The sequence below is a fragment of the Psychrobacillus sp. NPDC096389 genome (assembly GCF_044762855.1).
GTDB lineage: Bacteria > Bacillota > Bacilli > Bacillales_A > Planococcaceae > Psychrobacillus.
Genome location: NZ_JBIWFB010000002.1, coordinates 448152 through 463122, shown reverse-complemented (window position 1 = coordinate 463122; position 14971 = coordinate 448152). Strand labels below are relative to the sequence as shown.

At 34.8% G+C, this 14971-nt stretch carries 22 protein-coding genes; 5 read left to right on the top strand and 17 right to left on the bottom strand.

The window, feature by feature from the left end; all coding sequences use genetic code 11:
- The 7 genes from ACIQ38_RS08670 to comGA are packed head-to-tail and all read right to left on the bottom strand — an operon-like array spanning position 1 to position 3755.
- On the bottom strand, positions 1 to 207 hold the full coding sequence (locus ACIQ38_RS08670; RefSeq protein ID WP_402820978.1) for a hypothetical protein: 207 nt from the start codon (positions 205 to 207) through the stop codon (positions 1 to 3).
- Complete coding sequence (gene comGF, locus ACIQ38_RS08665) at positions 185 to 640, bottom strand: competence type IV pilus minor pilin ComGF (protein WP_402820976.1); 456 nt, start codon at positions 638 to 640, stop codon at positions 185 to 187. The genes ACIQ38_RS08670 and comGF overlap by 23 nt, the downstream gene beginning before the upstream one ends.
- The gene (locus ACIQ38_RS08660) at positions 619 to 927 is read right to left on the bottom strand and encodes a hypothetical protein (RefSeq protein ID WP_402820974.1); all 309 of its coding nucleotides are present in this window, start codon (positions 925 to 927) and stop codon (positions 619 to 621) included. Before ACIQ38_RS08660 ends, comGF begins: the two co-directional genes overlap by 22 nt.
- Complete coding sequence (comGD, locus tag ACIQ38_RS08655; RefSeq protein WP_402820972.1) at positions 917 to 1357, bottom strand: competence type IV pilus minor pilin ComGD; 441 nt, start codon at positions 1355 to 1357, stop codon at positions 917 to 919. The genes ACIQ38_RS08660 and comGD overlap by 11 nt, the downstream gene beginning before the upstream one ends.
- Positions 1358 to 1361: 4 nt before the next feature.
- The gene (gene comGC / locus ACIQ38_RS08650; RefSeq protein ID WP_402820970.1) at positions 1362 to 1679 is read right to left on the bottom strand and encodes a competence type IV pilus major pilin ComGC; all 318 of its coding nucleotides are present in this window, start codon (positions 1677 to 1679) and stop codon (positions 1362 to 1364) included.
- Between the two features lie 14 nt (positions 1680 to 1693).
- Positions 1694 to 2758: a competence type IV pilus assembly protein ComGB gene (gene comGB, locus ACIQ38_RS08645; RefSeq protein ID WP_402820968.1), complete on the bottom strand. Its 1065-nt coding sequence runs from the start codon at positions 2756 to 2758 to the stop codon at positions 1694 to 1696.
- Complete coding sequence (gene comGA, locus ACIQ38_RS08640; protein WP_402820966.1) at positions 2739 to 3755, bottom strand: competence type IV pilus ATPase ComGA; 1017 nt, start codon at positions 3753 to 3755, stop codon at positions 2739 to 2741. Before comGA ends, comGB begins: the two co-directional genes overlap by 20 nt.
- Before the next feature lie 184 nt (positions 3756 to 3939).
- Here comGA and ACIQ38_RS08635 point away from each other — a divergent pair, with 184 nt between their 5' ends.
- On the top strand, positions 3940 to 4620 hold the full coding sequence (locus tag ACIQ38_RS08635; RefSeq protein WP_402820961.1) for a helix-turn-helix transcriptional regulator: 681 nt from the start codon (positions 3940 to 3942) through the stop codon (positions 4618 to 4620).
- Positions 4621 to 4760: 140 nt separating this feature from the next.
- Complete coding sequence (locus ACIQ38_RS08630) at positions 4761 to 5003, top strand: DUF2626 family protein (RefSeq protein ID WP_142538403.1); 243 nt, start codon at positions 4761 to 4763, stop codon at positions 5001 to 5003.
- Positions 5004 to 5177: 174 nt separating this feature from the next.
- Here the strand turns inward: ACIQ38_RS08630 and ACIQ38_RS08625 are convergent, their stop codons facing one another.
- Positions 5178 to 5816: an MBL fold metallo-hydrolase gene (locus ACIQ38_RS08625; RefSeq protein WP_402820958.1), complete on the bottom strand. Its 639-nt coding sequence runs from the start codon at positions 5814 to 5816 to the stop codon at positions 5178 to 5180.
- 153 nt (positions 5817 to 5969) lie between these two features.
- Here ACIQ38_RS08625 and ACIQ38_RS08620 point away from each other — a divergent pair, with 153 nt between their 5' ends.
- Positions 5970 to 6149 carry a DUF2759 domain-containing protein gene (locus ACIQ38_RS08620; RefSeq protein WP_402820956.1) on the top strand — a complete coding sequence of 60 codons (180 nt, stop codon included), beginning with the start codon at positions 5970 to 5972 and terminating at the stop codon, positions 6147 to 6149.
- A 47-nt stretch (positions 6150 to 6196) separates the two neighbouring features.
- Here the strand turns inward: ACIQ38_RS08620 and ACIQ38_RS08615 are convergent, their stop codons facing one another.
- The 5 genes from ACIQ38_RS08615 to rpmG form a co-directional block, all read right to left on the bottom strand.
- Positions 6197 to 7309 (bottom strand): YqgU-like beta propeller domain-containing protein, encoded by a 1113-nt coding sequence (locus ACIQ38_RS08615; RefSeq protein WP_402820953.1) that lies wholly within the window; start codon positions 7307 to 7309, stop codon positions 6197 to 6199.
- A gap of 128 nt (positions 7310 to 7437) precedes the next feature.
- On the bottom strand, positions 7438 to 9342 hold the full coding sequence (locus tag ACIQ38_RS08610) for an LTA synthase family protein (RefSeq protein ID WP_402820950.1): 1905 nt from the start codon (positions 9340 to 9342) through the stop codon (positions 7438 to 7440).
- A gap of 226 nt (positions 9343 to 9568) precedes the next feature.
- On the bottom strand, positions 9569 to 9763 hold the full coding sequence (locus tag ACIQ38_RS08605; RefSeq protein ID WP_402820948.1) for a YqgQ family protein: 195 nt from the start codon (positions 9761 to 9763) through the stop codon (positions 9569 to 9571).
- A gap of 1 nt (position 9764) precedes the next feature.
- On the bottom strand, positions 9765 to 10349 hold the full coding sequence (locus tag ACIQ38_RS08600; RefSeq protein WP_402820945.1) for a 5-formyltetrahydrofolate cyclo-ligase: 585 nt from the start codon (positions 10347 to 10349) through the stop codon (positions 9765 to 9767).
- A gap of 59 nt (positions 10350 to 10408) precedes the next feature.
- Entirely contained in the window at positions 10409 to 10558 is a 150-nt protein-coding gene (gene rpmG / locus ACIQ38_RS08595) for a 50S ribosomal protein L33 (protein WP_093265860.1), read from the bottom strand.
- Between the two features lie 175 nt (positions 10559 to 10733).
- Here rpmG and ACIQ38_RS08590 point away from each other — a divergent pair, with 175 nt between their 5' ends.
- Both ACIQ38_RS08590 and ACIQ38_RS08585 read left to right on the top strand, forming a co-directional pair.
- Positions 10734 to 11084, top strand: coding sequence for a hypothetical protein (locus tag ACIQ38_RS08590; RefSeq protein WP_402820941.1), 351 nt, complete (start codon positions 10734 to 10736; stop codon positions 11082 to 11084).
- Entirely contained in the window at positions 11084 to 11554 is a 471-nt protein-coding gene (locus ACIQ38_RS08585) for an endolytic transglycosylase MltG (protein ID WP_402820938.1), read from the top strand. The genes ACIQ38_RS08590 and ACIQ38_RS08585 overlap by 1 nt, the downstream gene beginning before the upstream one ends.
- A gap of 47 nt (positions 11555 to 11601) precedes the next feature.
- Here the strand turns inward: ACIQ38_RS08585 and phoU are convergent, their stop codons facing one another.
- From phoU to pstC, 4 genes are read right to left on the bottom strand one after another with little or no spacing between them, the layout of a single operon-like run.
- A complete protein-coding gene (phoU, locus tag ACIQ38_RS08580; protein WP_402820935.1) occupies positions 11602 to 12261 on the bottom strand; it encodes a phosphate signaling complex protein PhoU in 660 nt (219 codons plus the stop codon).
- Positions 12262 to 12279: 18 nt separating this feature from the next.
- Positions 12280 to 13080, bottom strand: a complete 801-nt coding sequence (gene pstB / locus ACIQ38_RS08575) for a phosphate ABC transporter ATP-binding protein PstB (RefSeq protein ID WP_402820932.1) — start codon at positions 13078 to 13080, stop codon at positions 12280 to 12282.
- Positions 13081 to 13100: 20 nt separating this feature from the next.
- A complete protein-coding gene (pstA, locus tag ACIQ38_RS08570) occupies positions 13101 to 13979 on the bottom strand; it encodes a phosphate ABC transporter permease PstA (protein WP_402820929.1) in 879 nt (292 codons plus the stop codon).
- A gap of 1 nt (position 13980) precedes the next feature.
- Positions 13981 to 14928 (bottom strand): phosphate ABC transporter permease subunit PstC, encoded by a 948-nt coding sequence (gene pstC, locus ACIQ38_RS08565; protein WP_402820926.1) that lies wholly within the window; start codon positions 14926 to 14928, stop codon positions 13981 to 13983.
- Positions 14929 to 14971 lie beyond the last annotated feature (43 nt).

Sequence of the window (14971 nt, the reverse complement as noted above, 5' to 3'; positions counted from 1 at the left end):
CTACATATCTAGATTATTTTCTCGCTCTTTAAAATTATCTATTTTAATGATAGTAGCATTAATGTTGCTCTTTTCCAACGAATCATACGTTCGATATTTGGATTGATATGCAGCAGTTGTTGCAAATAACGACAAACAAACGATTAATAACAATAACATTGCGGCCGGTAACAACACGCCTTTTTCATTCCGAACGAAATGTAACACAAAAAGTATGCTCCCTTTTCAACCCATTCAAAAAAGTGACAAAAAAGTGCAAAGATTGACCTTCGACTGTTACAGATAATGATTTTACATGTAGCAGCATTTGCTCATGGCCTAATCGATTTTTTTGTTTCCTTATCAAATTCGTATAAAATTCTATGTCATACTCTTCCCCATTTTTTCTGAATCTGATTCCTGGCTCGTCTTTCTGAATGAGAAGCGAATCAATCTCATTTAAATAGGTTTCCACGCTTTGAACAAATAGTGCCCATTCCATATCAGTTGGGTTCGTAATCATCTCTTCCGCTTTTGTTGTCCAACCGATTGTCAATGCAAATATTTGCGAAAAAACTATTAATACAGCAAGCTGCATGATTCCATCTACTAATGTGTATCCTTTCTCGTTGTCGATTCTTAATTTGAAACTGTTATGCAATTTGTTTTCTCCTCTCGCATCCCTTCATAATGTACGCAAATTTGAGGTAAATCTATTTTATACACATAAGCAATCTGTTCAATATGCATAGTACCATTCCAACTGTTTTCCGTTATATACTTTTTAGCAGCTTCATGCATCACAAGAGAGGCATGGTATTTCCGCTTTTTTTCTTCCAGTTGTATATGCATAGTATTTAATAAGGGTAGTAAGGTTGTCGCAATGATCATTGTAATACTTAGTGCCAGTATCGTTTCTGGCCATGAAAATCCATTACTATTCCTCATAGTTTACCTTACCTCCTCCGATGTATATTGTAACTGTCTTATGGCCTGTACCCGTCTCAAAGTATAATGTGCCAAATTGACTCACTGTTCCGTTTGGATGAAAAGAAACTCTCTTTAAGTTACTATTGAAAGAAAGGCGCATATGCTTTGGTAATTTGTATTCGAATAGAGGAGCGTCTGATAATCCCCCTATATATTTGGTACCATTTCCATCAAAATATATATGTGTATATTTACTTTCGGCAATTGCAATCGATTGCAGTCTTTGCATATCTAAATGAAATTGCCTAAAAAAACGTCGTTCTTCTGTTTCCTCTAATTTAGATGTTGTGACATATACAATGGAGGAAGTAATAACCATAACGATAGACAAGACGAGAATTGTTTCTATTAAAGTGAAGCCCTTTTCATCTCGGCGAACATTCTTCATCCTATTATTCTGTACTTCCAATTACGGACACACTTCCATCGGCAGCAATTTGTATTTCATCTCCGTTTGGACAGGCATCCGTTCCATTTAAAAATTCACTCGTTTTTAAATCTTCCATTGTTGGAATTGCTTTATTTTCAATTTTATATGCTTGTACTTGGCCTTCTACCATTTTGATGAAAGCATCGCACCCTTTTTTGTCAATATTGGCGGAATGTTTCGTTACATTTGGTATAGAGATAAGTATCAAAACGGAAATAATTAACAATACTATCATCATTTCTATTAGAGTGAAGCCTCGTTCATTCTTCCATCTTTTCATTCTAACAATCTCCTTCACACAATATTTATCATTTCGTAAATTGGTAATAATATTGCTAAATACGCACCGATAATGAAAATAGCTAAAATGAAAAACAATGTCGGTTGAATAATACTTAAATATCGAGTAAGTTTCGTTTCAATACGATCCGATAGAAAATCACTATACAACGTTAATTCCCTTCCAAGATAACCACTGTTTTCACCGTGCACGACAAAAAGATGAAAATCTTCTGTGAAATAATCTAAAAGTAACACAGATTTTGAAAAAGATTCTCCGTGCACAATTTTGTTTTTCATCTGTTCTGCGATGAACTGAAGCGTTTTATGTTCTTGTTGATTGATCAATGCATCGAACGACTGTTGTAACGGCATCCCACTTTCGATTAGCCCTCCCATTTCTCTTGAAAAGACCCTAGTCAAAAGCAGTTTATACCAACTGTTCACAATTGGGATTTTCGAATAAAAACTGAGCTGTATTTCTACTGTTTTCTTATTTAAAACATACAAAAACATACTTATCAATATTGCCAATAAAACCATCACTACTAAAAAAGTATTCGGCAATTGCAATAATAAGCTTGTCCATGCAATAGAGCTTTCCGATTCCACCGACTCTCTTGCACCTAGTAAAGATTCCATATTCGGAAGAAAATACAGTCTAAAAATAGTAAACAACAAAAAAATGACGACAAACAAAAACAGTGGATACATCAATAAATTATTTAACCGTTTCTTTGCTCGCTCATACACAGCAGCATTCACTCCGAGCGCAGAAACAGTTTCCTGCAATTGTCCATGAATCATCGCTAAATTGATCGGAAGTAGTAATCGACTTGGAAATCCTAATAATTTAAATACTTCGGTTACATTCAGCCCGTTTTTTTGAACTTCTGTTACTTGAAAAATTACTTTATCCGCATTCTTTACATGGAAAGGTAGCAACATCGTAACAGCTTCATGAAATGTATAACCTTCCTTCAACAAGTCACTTAATCTACTTAAAAAAGGAGATTGCATATGAGTAGGGATTGTTTCATCTTTATTAGTGAAGTATGTTTTAATTTCTTTGAATAACACCTTCTCTTATCCCCCTCTCAATTTGATAGGAAAGAGTAATGGCATGTGGGATATGAAAATTCTTACCAGTAAAAAGAGAACTTAGTGCTTCTTCTAAAAATTCATCTGAAATAATTTCAAATATAGCGGAGAGCTCTGGTTGTTCCATCTTCGCAACTGTTACTAGTCTTTGGGTTACGATTCCTATAATCGTTTGTTTTAATTCTTCGGCGGATATACCTAAATCCATTAAGCGATAAAGCGCCCCAACACCATCTTTTGCGTGGATTGTAGAAACCACTAAATGACCTGTCAAAGAAGCTTGGATGGCGGCTTTTGCAGTGTCTTCATCCCGAATTTCCCCAATCATAATAACATCTGGTGAGTGCCTTAAGATCGCTTTCAATCCTGTTGAATACGTTACACCTGATCGTTCATTGACTTGAATTTGCAATAAATGTGATTGACTATTCTCTACAGGATCTTCTAGTGAAATAACATGTCGATTTAAGTTTTCAGAACAGTACTTAGTAAGAGAATACATAGTTGTCGATTTTCCAGAGCCAGTGGGGCCAACAAAAAGGATTAGCCCTTGTCGATTGTTGGCAAGCTCCACTATTTTTTCAGAAGCATCTCGAAATAAAGACAAAGCATGAATTATCTTTGCATTATCATGTTGCTGCAAACGTATAACGAGACTTTCTTTTCCATAAACAGACGGTAATGTTGAAACACGAAATGAGAATTTTTGATTGTTGAATGTTTGTTGAAATGAACCACTTTGTGGCTTTCGTTTTTCGCTGATATCAAGAGAGGATAAAAATTTGAAGAATGATATAATACGTTCACCCAAATGGAGGGGAAGCTTCCCTGCTTCAAACATTTGAGCTTGTTTCTTAAAATAATAAAAATAATTTTCTTCGTTTGGGATCATATGCAAATCGGTTGCACCAAATCGATGGGCTTTTCTTAATAACAGAGCACATTTATGCTCAATCGTATTTTCTATTTGTTGCATGCATCTTTCCTTTCTCCAGATACAAGCTGTGACCGCATACAGCATGTACATGTTTAGTATACTTCCAAATATAAAATAAATAAAGAGTTTTATTTAAATTTTCAAATTACTTATTTGTGGTTTTAATTGTCATTTTCCTTTTCTTCATTATAATTAAAGAATAGATGGGAAAGGAGAAAATAGTATGCCAGACACTTTAAAAATTACAAATACGTTAGCAGATGAGACTAGATACTCCATTTATCAATATGTCGTGAAAAAAAAGAAACAAGTAAACGTGCAAGAAATAGCAGAACAATTTGGCATACATCCAAATGTTGCAAGACTACATTTAACGAAATTGAATGATTCCCAATTAGTTTCCTCTGAATTAGAGAACAACAAAAAAGGTGGGCGTCCTGCCAGAGTATATTTCCCTGCAGAAGATCCAATCTATTTAAGCTTTCCAAAACAAGAAAATCATTTGTTGTTGCAATGGTTATTGGAATTAGTCGATTCAATGGGTGAAATAGCACTTACAAAAGCAAAAGACATTAGTTATCAACACGGACGAGCAATTATTGATCAAGCTACTGCTTCTACTCAAAGTTTTGAATGTAAAATGGAATTATTAACAGAAACAGCAAATGCGATTGGATATATACCTCAAATAACAGAAAATGAAGATAAAAAAGTCATTACATTTTCCATTTACAACTGTCCATATACAAATCAGTTGCATAAACACCCAGCTCTTGTTTGTTCTCTCCACGAATCTTTTTTAAAGGGACAATTTGATGCACTGTTTCCAGCTAATAAATTTATTCAAATCGAAAGTATGCAAAATCATTGTAACAATTGCGTATATCAAATAGAAGTTCTATAATGTAGCTATAGATGAATCATAATTGTGACAATCCAATGTATATTCAAAATCGAAATGCAATAATCAGTTTACAGCTGTCAACATTATCATCTATAATGAATGAGAGAATATTTGTGTCGTTGCAAAAGGAGGGACTACAAATGGGCAATATGTATAAAGTGATGGCTTTCTGGACAGGGATTTTTGCAGTTTTCTTTTATTTAGGTGGTATGTCAGAAGCTTCTCTACTATTTTTAGCAAATACGGGACTATTCCTTCTTTTAGGGTTTTTAAACCTTTCGGAACGTATGTATATGTACATCTTCGGAGCTTACTTAATGTTCTTCTTCGCAGGTTTTACATACTACACTACTTTTATGCACGTACCAGGCGCTGGACATTAATCGTCCATAGGGAAAAAGCAGCTCATGTAGAGCTGCTTTTTTCTTTTCTAACATTAGGAAATAACATATACGTCGAACAACCAAATATAAATAGTAAACTCGGCTACTCAGTCCCCCCACTAACATTTCCACCTTTTCAGGACAAACGGAAAATATTCTCCTACCGTTTACTTGTTAAAATCCATTTAAAAATGGATTGGAGTCCATTTCATCCTCGATTGTAGTCGCTGGTCCATGACCTGGATAAACGATGGTAGACTCCGGTAATGATAAAAGCTTTGTATGAATCGATTTCATCAATTCTGCTTGATTTCCACCTTGTAAGTCTGTACGACCGATACTATTTTGGAATAGCGTATCTCCGACAATTGCAAATTCAGCTTCTGCGAAATAATAAGTTATACTACCCGGAGAATGTCCTGGTGTATGCAATAATTGCATAGAAAAGCCACCGATTTCTAAATTCGATTCTTTTTCTAAAATGATATCTGCTTCATTGCAAACAATAGATGGAATTTCCGCATACTTTGCAGAGCCGTTTTTAGACGGATCAAGCAACCACTTCTTTTCTGCACTATGAATGTATACAGGTATTTGATAAGCATTCCGCACATCTTCCACTGCTCCAATGTGATCGAAATGCGCATGTGTTAAAAGTATTGCAAGTGGCTTCAAATTTAACCTGCGAAGTTCACTTATTAGTTTCTCTCCTTCTCCACCTGGATCAAAGATTAAACAATCTTTTTCTGCATTCGAAACAATATAACAGTTCGTTTGTATAAATCCTAGTGGATAGCTCCGTATATTCAACATTAAAATCACCTCTTTCTTAGTTTAAACGATAATCCATCTGTTGTTCAACGTATCGCCACTTTTTTCACTCGACAAAATGAGAGAATACACTTACAATAGAAGAGGAATATGTAAAGCGACATTCATTTTCTGATGTCGAAAGGAGTGTCTTTCATGAATTTATTAATCGTTATTTTTGCATTAGTTACAATTTTAGCTGTAGTCGGCACTTTCCAAGCTTTTAAAGAAAAGAATGTGCTAGGAGTTCTATTTAACTTTGGTACTTTTGCAGTTTTTGGCTTCTTTACAGTCATGACGGTTTTGAACCAAGGCTATCCACCAAGCTTACACTAAAATGTACAAGAAAAAAGCTGTCATACTATATGTATGGCAGCTTTTTTCTATTCCTTCAAATCCAACCAAATTTGTTCCTTGAATGGATCTAATTGTATCCAATTTTCTTTTTCATACCCACCAAGGCAAACTGCTCCATTTGGAGAACAATCAATTGGTCCTGCATCGATTTCTCCAAATTGTTTGGAGCCATTTAATGAAATACTCGAAAGTACACTTCTATCCGTAAACGCATCCACATTCCCAGCCTGTTTCGATTGAAGCATTATAAGCTCATCTGGCTGTATGATAGACATATTTGGTATAATCCATTCTGAATAATTACTAACAGCCGGAGAAGTCCACTCAAACACTTGATTCGTTTTCTTTTCTTCCAATCGATATTCAAACTGGTTTTGCGGTTCATTTATGGTCATATAAAGCATGCTACCACCTAAATTTTGCACATCCAATAGATGATTCCAACTCGTTTTTTCTATAGTCTTCTCTTTTATTGAATAGAAGAAAAGTTCACTTCCGTCCAAACTGCTTTCAGCCCATTTAAACACCATTAAACGATTTTCGTCATACCATTTAACAAATGGGTTATCCACCTCAATTGCCTCTAAATTTTGAGTTGTTCCATCGTAAATAAACGTGTCGTATGTCCAATCTTCGTAGAAAGTGGTAAATACGATTAGATTTGGGTTTTCAGGGTGCCAATTCATATACATTTCAGCGGATTCAAAAAATAAACTTTGCGCTATGTAGCCATCCTTATGTAATAAAAGAACTTCTGCTGAAGAGGAATTACTAGATGTATGTAGAAGAACCATTTCTTTGCCCGGATGAATTTCACCTTGAATAATCGGGGTCGTCGTAGTATATATCGTTTTCCACTTTTCACTGGATAATGTATAGGATTGAACTGTCCACTCTCCATTTTCCATTAAAATGAAAAGTATTTCATCATCAGACATCCAGCCAATGACACTATGAAAGACGGAACGATCTAACTTGATTGACGGAATCTTTGCAGAAGGCGTAATGTCAACATCAGACGGTAACGTTTGTGGTGCTTCCTCGGTATTCGGTGTAACTGGTACTACTACTTGTTTATTTTTTCCTACACATGCTTGTAATAAAAACAGGCATAAAATCAGTACTGCAACCTTCTTCAATCGACTCCCCCTTTCTTATTTCAATATACTTAGTTCATACTCATACAATTAGACGCTTGAGTTTGCTAATTGTTTCACAAAAAAGCACAGACTTCTAATGTCTGTGCTTTTTCTATCGATTTAGCTATTTATGGATTCTTTTTCTCCGCCTGATCAATTAACAAATTTCCTGTTTTTAAATCATAAAATCGAAGTAAATCTCCATTAATAATTTGATCGGAATAACCTAGTTCTTGCGTAGTACGGTCAATATATGGTTGGCAACTTTCAATGTCAATCTCTTCCCCAGTTGCATTGTCATAACAAGCATTATTTGCAAATACCAATTTATCCGTAACAAATCCACCATTTCGGAAAATAACAAACTCTTCATGTTCATTAGAAAATACATCTGCACCTAATTGCATATCCTTGGCTGTTTCCACACCAAGCAAATGTAAAATAGTAGGTCGAATATCTATTTGACCAGCAGTCTCTGTAATTTCTTCTCCTTTACCGCTATTCGGAATATGAATAAAGAATGGAACACGTTGTAATTTTGCAGATTCATATGGTGTAATTTCTTTACCTAAATATTGAGACATTGCTTTATTATGGTTTTCAGAAATGCCATAATGGTCCCCATACATGACGATAATCGAATTATCATATAAACCTTGTTCTTTTAAATCGTCAAATAATGTTTTCAACGCTTCGTCCATATAACGAACGGATTGAAAATATTTATTGAGCGTACGAGAATTAGAATCATAAGGAGGAATCAATTGATCCTCTTCATCTAAATCAAACGGGTAATGGTTCGTTAATGTGATTAAACGAGAATAAAAAGGTTGAGGCATTTCTTTCATAAGCGAAACAGACTGCTCAAAGAATGGAATATCTTTCATTCCCCAGTTTACCGCATCTCCCTCGTTTACTACATAACTGTTCACATCATAATATTTTTGAATTGATAGTGCTTGATACATCATATCACGATTCCAGAAACTTTTATTGTTCGGATGCATTACATTCGTAAAATAGCCTTGCTCATTTAAGCTTTCAGACATCGAATGGAATTTGTTTCCGCTGTGTGTAAAAAATACAGCTCCCCCACCCAATGGATAAAGCGAATTTTCTACCAAGAATTCGGAATCAGACGTTTTACCTAAACCTGTTTGGTGGTAAAAATTTGAAAAATAATAAGTATCTTTATCTTGAGTTAATGAATTTAAAAATGGCGTTACTTCGTGTCCATTCATATCATTATTAATCACAAAATTTTGTAATGATTCCATAGAAATAACGATTAAGTTACGACCTTTTGCAACTCCAAACATTTCTTCATTCGGTTCTGCTTGATTTGAACGAACATAGTTATTTACTTCCACAAGCTCACTACCATCTGCAAGCGCTCGCTGTGCGTGCGATTTAGATTGAATATATAAATCATACAAATGATAATTATAAGAGCCAATATTTTTCACTAACATCTCACGGTCAAAACTTCTTGTTAACAATTGTGGTCTTTCGATTTCAGATAAGCCTAAGTTCAAAAATAATATAGCTGCTGTCAACACAAAATATGCTCTTCGAACAGCTGGTTTAATAACAGATGTTGTTTCTCCAATTTTTAACCATTTTAGTGCAATGATAATAATCGCAACATCCGTGAAATAGAAAATATCGGACCAATAAATACTTTCTGCCGCCGATGTACCTAAATCTCCAAAATTACTTGTTTGGAATAATACTGGTAGTGTGATAAAGTCTGTAAAAAAACGATAAAACACAGCATTGGCATATAGCACTGCAGAAAGAATAAAACTGACAATGACGATATATCTATTTTTTACTTTAGGATTTTTGAAAAATAAAGAAATCCCATAAATAAATAATATAAAACTAAGCGGATTAATAAATAAAATTACTTGTTGCATTATATTCTCGATTTTCATATCAAAGCTCGTGTGGTAAACAATATAGGTTTTTATCCATGTGGCCACAATAGCTAGAACAAGAATAGAATGTGTCGGCCAGCTTTTCTTTCTCATGCCTACATCCTCCCCTTTTTTTCACTCTTTATAGTATGAGTAAAAGTCACAGAGTATATCTTAATACTTTCTTCACAATAAATCAATACAAACAAAAAGTCATGGTGATATAATTGTAGATTGCTTTTACATTCATACCCTATATTAGACGGTTGTAACCTTAAAAAGTTTCATTTTTTTTACAAAAAGAAAAAAAACGACAGATTTTAGTATCTCTGTCGTTCTTCTATTGCTTATATTTATTTTGTTCTTGGCGCAATAATAGTAAAGCGATTTGGAATTCTTTTGCTTCAATCATTTGCATCCTATGAAGCTCTCTTACTTCCTCTTCCATCATTTCCAAGTCGGCTAACCGATCTTTGGTGTAAACATAAATACCAAAACGTTTCAATAATTGCATAACATCATATACTGAATTCATCTTATACTTCCTTTGCACGATTTTCTTTACATGGAATTATTTGCTTATTCGTTACAATTTTATCGACAGGCATGTCAAACATATCCCGAACAACTTCATCCATTACTTGAAAGTCAAATGCTAATGAGATGGTATGCCCATTAAATTTCGTCAAAAATCGATCATAGTATCCACCGCCATAGCCAATTCGATAACCTGAATTACAGTACACAATTCCCGGCACGATAAGCAAGTCAATTTCTTTTGGTGTGACAGCCACTGTTAAATGAGGATTAGGCTCTTTTAGCTGCATATATACCGTTTCTAATTGGTCATAGCTGTCTATTTTATAGAAGGTCATCAAACGTTCTTTCGGACTGCATTTAGGTACAACGATTGTTTTACCCATATCCCATAGACGCTTTATAATTCCCTCTGTATTTACTTCTGGGAAAGCAGAAATAGTTATCCCAATAATGGAAGCGTCTTGGACACTTCTCTCTAATAATAGACGTTTTTCAATTTCTTTTGAATAGGTTAGATAAGAATTCTGATTTAAAGAGGTCAATTTAATTTTCATTTCATTTCTTACTATTGACTTTGACAAGTTCTTCCCTCCAAACAATAGAAAAAAACCAAAACCGAATTTGGTTTTGGTTTAAGTTATTATTTCGTTTCTCTATGAAGAGTTGATTTCTTTTCACGTGAGCAATATTTTTTAAGTTCAAGACGTTCTGGATTGTTACGCTTGTTTTTCTTAGAAATATAGTTGCGCTCTCCGCAATCTGTACAAGCTAATGTAATATTAACGCGCATGGTTGTCCCTCCCACTCTTTGCCAGGATTAAATATAAAACTTGAGCATGATTTATACGACTAATCAATTATAGCATATAATCAAAGAAAATCTACAATTAACATAAGAATTTCTTCAAAGTTTTTTAGGATATGGTAGTATTAGATGAAGAACTTATTATATAGAGGTGTGTACAATGGACTTTTCAATCATCATTATGATTATCGGTATAATATTAATCATCCTTTCCTTTTTCTTTAAGGATTCCAACAAAAAAGTAGAAGCTGAAGTCGAGGAACTTACTTTTTCATTGTATCAAGAAACGAGTGCTTTAAAACGCAGATTAAAAGTAGTCGAGGAAGAGTTGTTAATCGAATCTACAAAAATAACGCCCCCTAAAAAAACAACGAAAAAACCAGTTGTTCATGATATTATCAAAAGTCAAGTTTTAGAGCTACATAAGCAAGGGTATTCATTAAAAGAAATCAGTAGCCGCTCGTCTCTTACAATAGAAGAAGTGCAATCGGTGATAGGTGGTGGCAATTAATGAATAAGTATGCCGTTCGATTTTTGGGGATTGGTTTATTTTTGGCTGGTGCTGTAATTCAAGTACAACTGATGTTAAGCGAGGATGAACAAGCAAAGGGTGACATTATTACACCACAAGCCTATGAACAAGCCCAACTTGAGTTACAAAGTGTTAAAAAACAATTAGCCCAACTTCAACTTGACTTAGAAAATGCACAAAAAGAACAAGCTGCTCCTAGAGTGGAAGATAAGACAGAACCAACCGAAGATTCATCTAACGGGTCTACAAATGTCGTACTGCATATTCAATCGGGTATGACATCAAGTGATATAAGTGCTTCCTTGGAGCAAACCGGCATAATTCAAAATAAACAAGATTTTGAAGATTATTTAACTGCCCAAGACCTTTCTGGCAAAATCCAAATCGGTCAATATGAGCTTAATTCTACAATGTCCATGAAACAAATAGCAGAAACAATTACAAAATAAAAAAAGCATAAGGCCCTGCTTGATACAGGACCTTGTGCTTTTTTAATTTAATTATTTAACTCATAATGCTTACCTTTTAATAAATACAGCAATCTCTCTGCTAAATTTGTAGCGTGATCTGCAGATCTTTCTAGATACCTGCAAACAAATGATAACTGCGTTACTTGGCTAAGTTGCTCTGGTTTCTCTACCCCTACGTTTAGAAGCGTACGAATAGCATGACCATACAACTCATCTACCTCATCATCAAGTTTTGCTATTTTTCTTGCCTCATCCATATTTTCATGAATAAATGCATCAAGTATTTGTTTTAACATGGCAATTGTTTTCACACGCATTTCATCAAGCAAATGGATAGGTTCAATATGCTCATCTTTTCCTATACGAATCGTTTCTTTGGCGATATTGACTGCATAATCACCAATACGCTCCATATCGGAAGCTATTTTTACAAGTACCATCAATCGTCTTAAATCCGTAGCAACAGGTTGCTGTTTAGCAATTAGTAAGATGACACGGTCATTAATTTCTTCTTCCATACGATTAATATGAATATCGTTATTAATGACTACTAGCGCACCTTCAATATCATTACCTAATAAATTATCCATTGATTTATCCAATGTATTGATAGCGGTATTACTCAATTCTAATAATAATTCTTGCACCTTTTGTAATTCTTCATCAAACTTCTCTCTACCCACCATTTTGCATAACCCCTTTCCTTATCCAAATCGTCCCGAAATGTAGTCTTCTGTACGCTTATCTTCAGGAGTCGAGAAGATTACATCCGTCTGATCAAACTCTACTACTTCACCAGACAAGAAAAATGCTGTTTTGTCTGAAATTCTAGCTGCTTGTTGCATATTGTGTGTCACAATAATGATTGAGTAATCTTCCTTTAATTCTTGAATAAGTTCTTCTACTTTTAAAGTAGAAATTGGATCAAGTGCAGATGTAGGCTCATCCATTAAAATAACATCGGGTTCAATTGCTAAACAGCGCGCGATACAAATACGTTGTTGTTGTCCTCCTGAAAGACTGTACGCATTTGTGTGCAGGCGATCCTTTACTTCATCCCAAATCGCTGCTCCGCGTAAACTTTTCTCTACAATTTGATCTAAAATCTTTTTGTTTTTGATACCATGTATTCTTGGACCATAAGCAATATTATCGTAAATGGATTTAGGAAATGGATTTGGCTTTTGGAATACCATTCCTACTTTAGTACGTAGCTCTTCCACACCATAATCATTATCGAAAATATTCCGTTCTCGGTATAGGATTTTACCTGATGTCTTCACCGTAGGTACTAATTCTACCATACGATTTAATGTTTTAATATAAGTCGATTTCCCACAACCGGATGGTCCGATAATTGCCGTTACTTCATTTTCTTTAATTTGCAAATTAATATCTTTTAATGCATGGTGATTACCGTACCACAAATTTAATTGTTGCGTATTATAGACGATATTGGATGTACCAGAATGTGCAATTGACCCTTTCTCTAACGATTGTACCATTATACTTCCCCCTAGTTAAGTTAATACCTTTTTGAGAATTTGTTACGAATAAATATAGCGATTGAGTTCATGATTAATAAGAAAATCATTAGAACAAGAATTCCAGCAGCAGCTACAAATTGAAACTCCTGCTGCGGACGTTTTGCCCAATCGTAAATTTGCATCGGTAATGCGGTGAATTGGCTTAATAGTCCTGTCGGAAGGAATTGAATAATGACAGGAATCCCAATTACGATTAGCGGTGCTGTTTCCCCTACTGCTCGTGAAAGCGCCAAAATCGCACCAGTAAGTATACCTGGAATGGCAGATGGCAACACAATTTTCACAACAGTTTGCCATTTTGTAGCACCCATACCATATGAAGCTTCTCTAACTTCGTTCGGTACTGCCCTAATTGCTTCTTGAGATGCTACGATAATAACGGGAAGGATCAATAAACTCATTGTAAATCCTGCTGCTAAAACGCTATTGCCTAATGCCAATGCACGGACAAAAATTGTTAAACCAAGCAATCCGAATACAACAGACGGCACTCCAGCAAGATTTGAAATATTCATTCGAATAAAATCACTCAATTTATTTTTCTTCGCATATTCTTCCAAGTAAATCGCAGTACCCACACCCAAAATAATAGATACTGGTGCAACTACGAACATTAACCAAATGGAACCAACAAGCGCTGCTTTAATGCCTGCTTTTGCAGGGAAACGAGAACCAAAGTTTTGGAAAAACTCTGGTGTTAAATAACCAATACCTTGTGTAATGATTCGGTAAAACAAAATTGCTAATGCGAGTAAGGCGAATAATGTCGCAAAAAAGAAAATCGCTTTAAATATTTTATTTATTGTAAGTCTACTCATCATTCTTTTTACAACTGATTCATGATTTATAAATTTCATATTAATATTCCTCCCGATATTTTTTGGAAATAGCGTGAGCAATTAAGTTCATTATCAGTGTAAACAAGAACAGTGTGAAACCGACTGAGTAAATAGAATAGTAAATAGTCGTTCCATAACCAGCATCTCCGGAAGAAACTTGTACAATATAGGCAGTCATCGTTTGAATCGATCCAGTCACATCAAAGTCGAATTTTGGCGTTGACCCACCAGCAAGTGAAACAATCATCGTTTCTCCAATTGCACGTGAAATAGCAAGTACGACGGAAGCAATAACTCCAGAAAGAGCGGCTGGTAACACTACTTTTAGTGCTACTTCCAATTTAGTGGATCCCATTGCAAGAGCACCTTCACGAATTGAATTTGGGACAGAAGACATTGCATCTTCGGATAATGATGCAATCATTGGTAAAATCATTATTCCAACAACAATACCTGGACTTAATGCATTGAATATTTTCAAATCTGGAATAAATTGTTGCAATAATGGCGTTACAAATGTTAAGGCAAAGAAACCATAAACAATTGTCGGTATTCCAGCTAATACTTCTAAAATTGGTTTAATAATTCTTCTTGTCGTATCAGATGCATATTCGCTTAGGAATATGGCGGAGCCGATACCAAAAGGTACTGCTACAATAACAGCAATTACTGTTACTTTTAATGTTCCAGCAATTAGTGGAAGTATACCAAATGCTGGTTCTTTATTTGCAAATGGATACCATTCAGTTCCGAATAAAAAGCTGAAAACTGGTATATCCTTAAAGAAAATAATCGTTTCCACAATTAAAGTTACAACAATCCCGATTGTCGTTAATACAGATATAGAAGCAATCAATAACAAAATAACAGGCATTAATTTTTCTACTATTTGTTTTTGCTTCTTACTGCTTGATTTTGCAATTAGCTCTTGTACTGATGGTTGATCAGATACTTGTTTTCGAGCCATGGTGAATCCCCCTTTTACCAAAACGTAAGAAATGAGTAGCAGA

Coding starts and splice junctions, on each gene's coding strand:
- ACIQ38_RS08660 (WP_402820974.1), bottom strand. CDS start 927: ATGAGGAATAGTAATGGATTTTCATGGCCAGAAACGATACTGGCACTA.
- comGD (WP_402820972.1), bottom strand. CDS start 1,357: ATGAAGAATGTTCGCCGAGATGAAAAGGGCTTCACTTTAATAGAAACA.
- comGC (WP_402820970.1), bottom strand. CDS start 1,679: ATGAAAAGATGGAAGAATGAACGAGGCTTCACTCTAATAGAAATGATG.
- comGA (WP_402820966.1), bottom strand. CDS start 3,755: ATGCAACAAATAGAAAATACGATTGAGCATAAATGTGCTCTGTTATTA.
- ACIQ38_RS08635 (WP_402820961.1), top strand. CDS start 3,940: ATGCCAGACACTTTAAAAATTACAAATACGTTAGCAGATGAGACTAGA.
- ACIQ38_RS08630 (WP_142538403.1), top strand. CDS start 4,761: ATGGGCAATATGTATAAAGTGATGGCTTTCTGGACAGGGATTTTTGCA.
- ACIQ38_RS08625 (WP_402820958.1), bottom strand. CDS start 5,816: ATGTTGAATATACGGAGCTATCCACTAGGATTTATACAAACGAACTGT.
- ACIQ38_RS08620 (WP_402820956.1), top strand. CDS start 5,970: ATGAATTTATTAATCGTTATTTTTGCATTAGTTACAATTTTAGCTGTA.
- ACIQ38_RS08610 (WP_402820950.1), bottom strand. CDS start 9,342: ATGAGAAAGAAAAGCTGGCCGACACATTCTATTCTTGTTCTAGCTATT.
- ACIQ38_RS08605 (WP_402820948.1), bottom strand. CDS start 9,763: ATGAATTCAGTATATGATGTTATGCAATTATTGAAACGTTTTGGTATT.
- rpmG (WP_093265860.1), bottom strand. CDS start 10,558: ATGCGCGTTAATATTACATTAGCTTGTACAGATTGCGGAGAGCGCAAC.
- ACIQ38_RS08590 (WP_402820941.1), top strand. CDS start 10,734: ATGGACTTTTCAATCATCATTATGATTATCGGTATAATATTAATCATC.
- ACIQ38_RS08585 (WP_402820938.1), top strand. CDS start 11,084: ATGAATAAGTATGCCGTTCGATTTTTGGGGATTGGTTTATTTTTGGCT.
- phoU (WP_402820935.1), bottom strand. CDS start 12,261: ATGGTGGGTAGAGAGAAGTTTGATGAAGAATTACAAAAGGTGCAAGAA.
- pstB (WP_402820932.1), bottom strand. CDS start 13,080: ATGGTACAATCGTTAGAGAAAGGGTCAATTGCACATTCTGGTACATCC.
- pstA (WP_402820929.1), bottom strand. CDS start 13,979: ATGAAATTTATAAATCATGAATCAGTTGTAAAAAGAATGATGAGTAGA.
- pstC (WP_402820926.1), bottom strand. CDS start 14,928: ATGGCTCGAAAACAAGTATCTGATCAACCATCAGTACAAGAGCTAATT.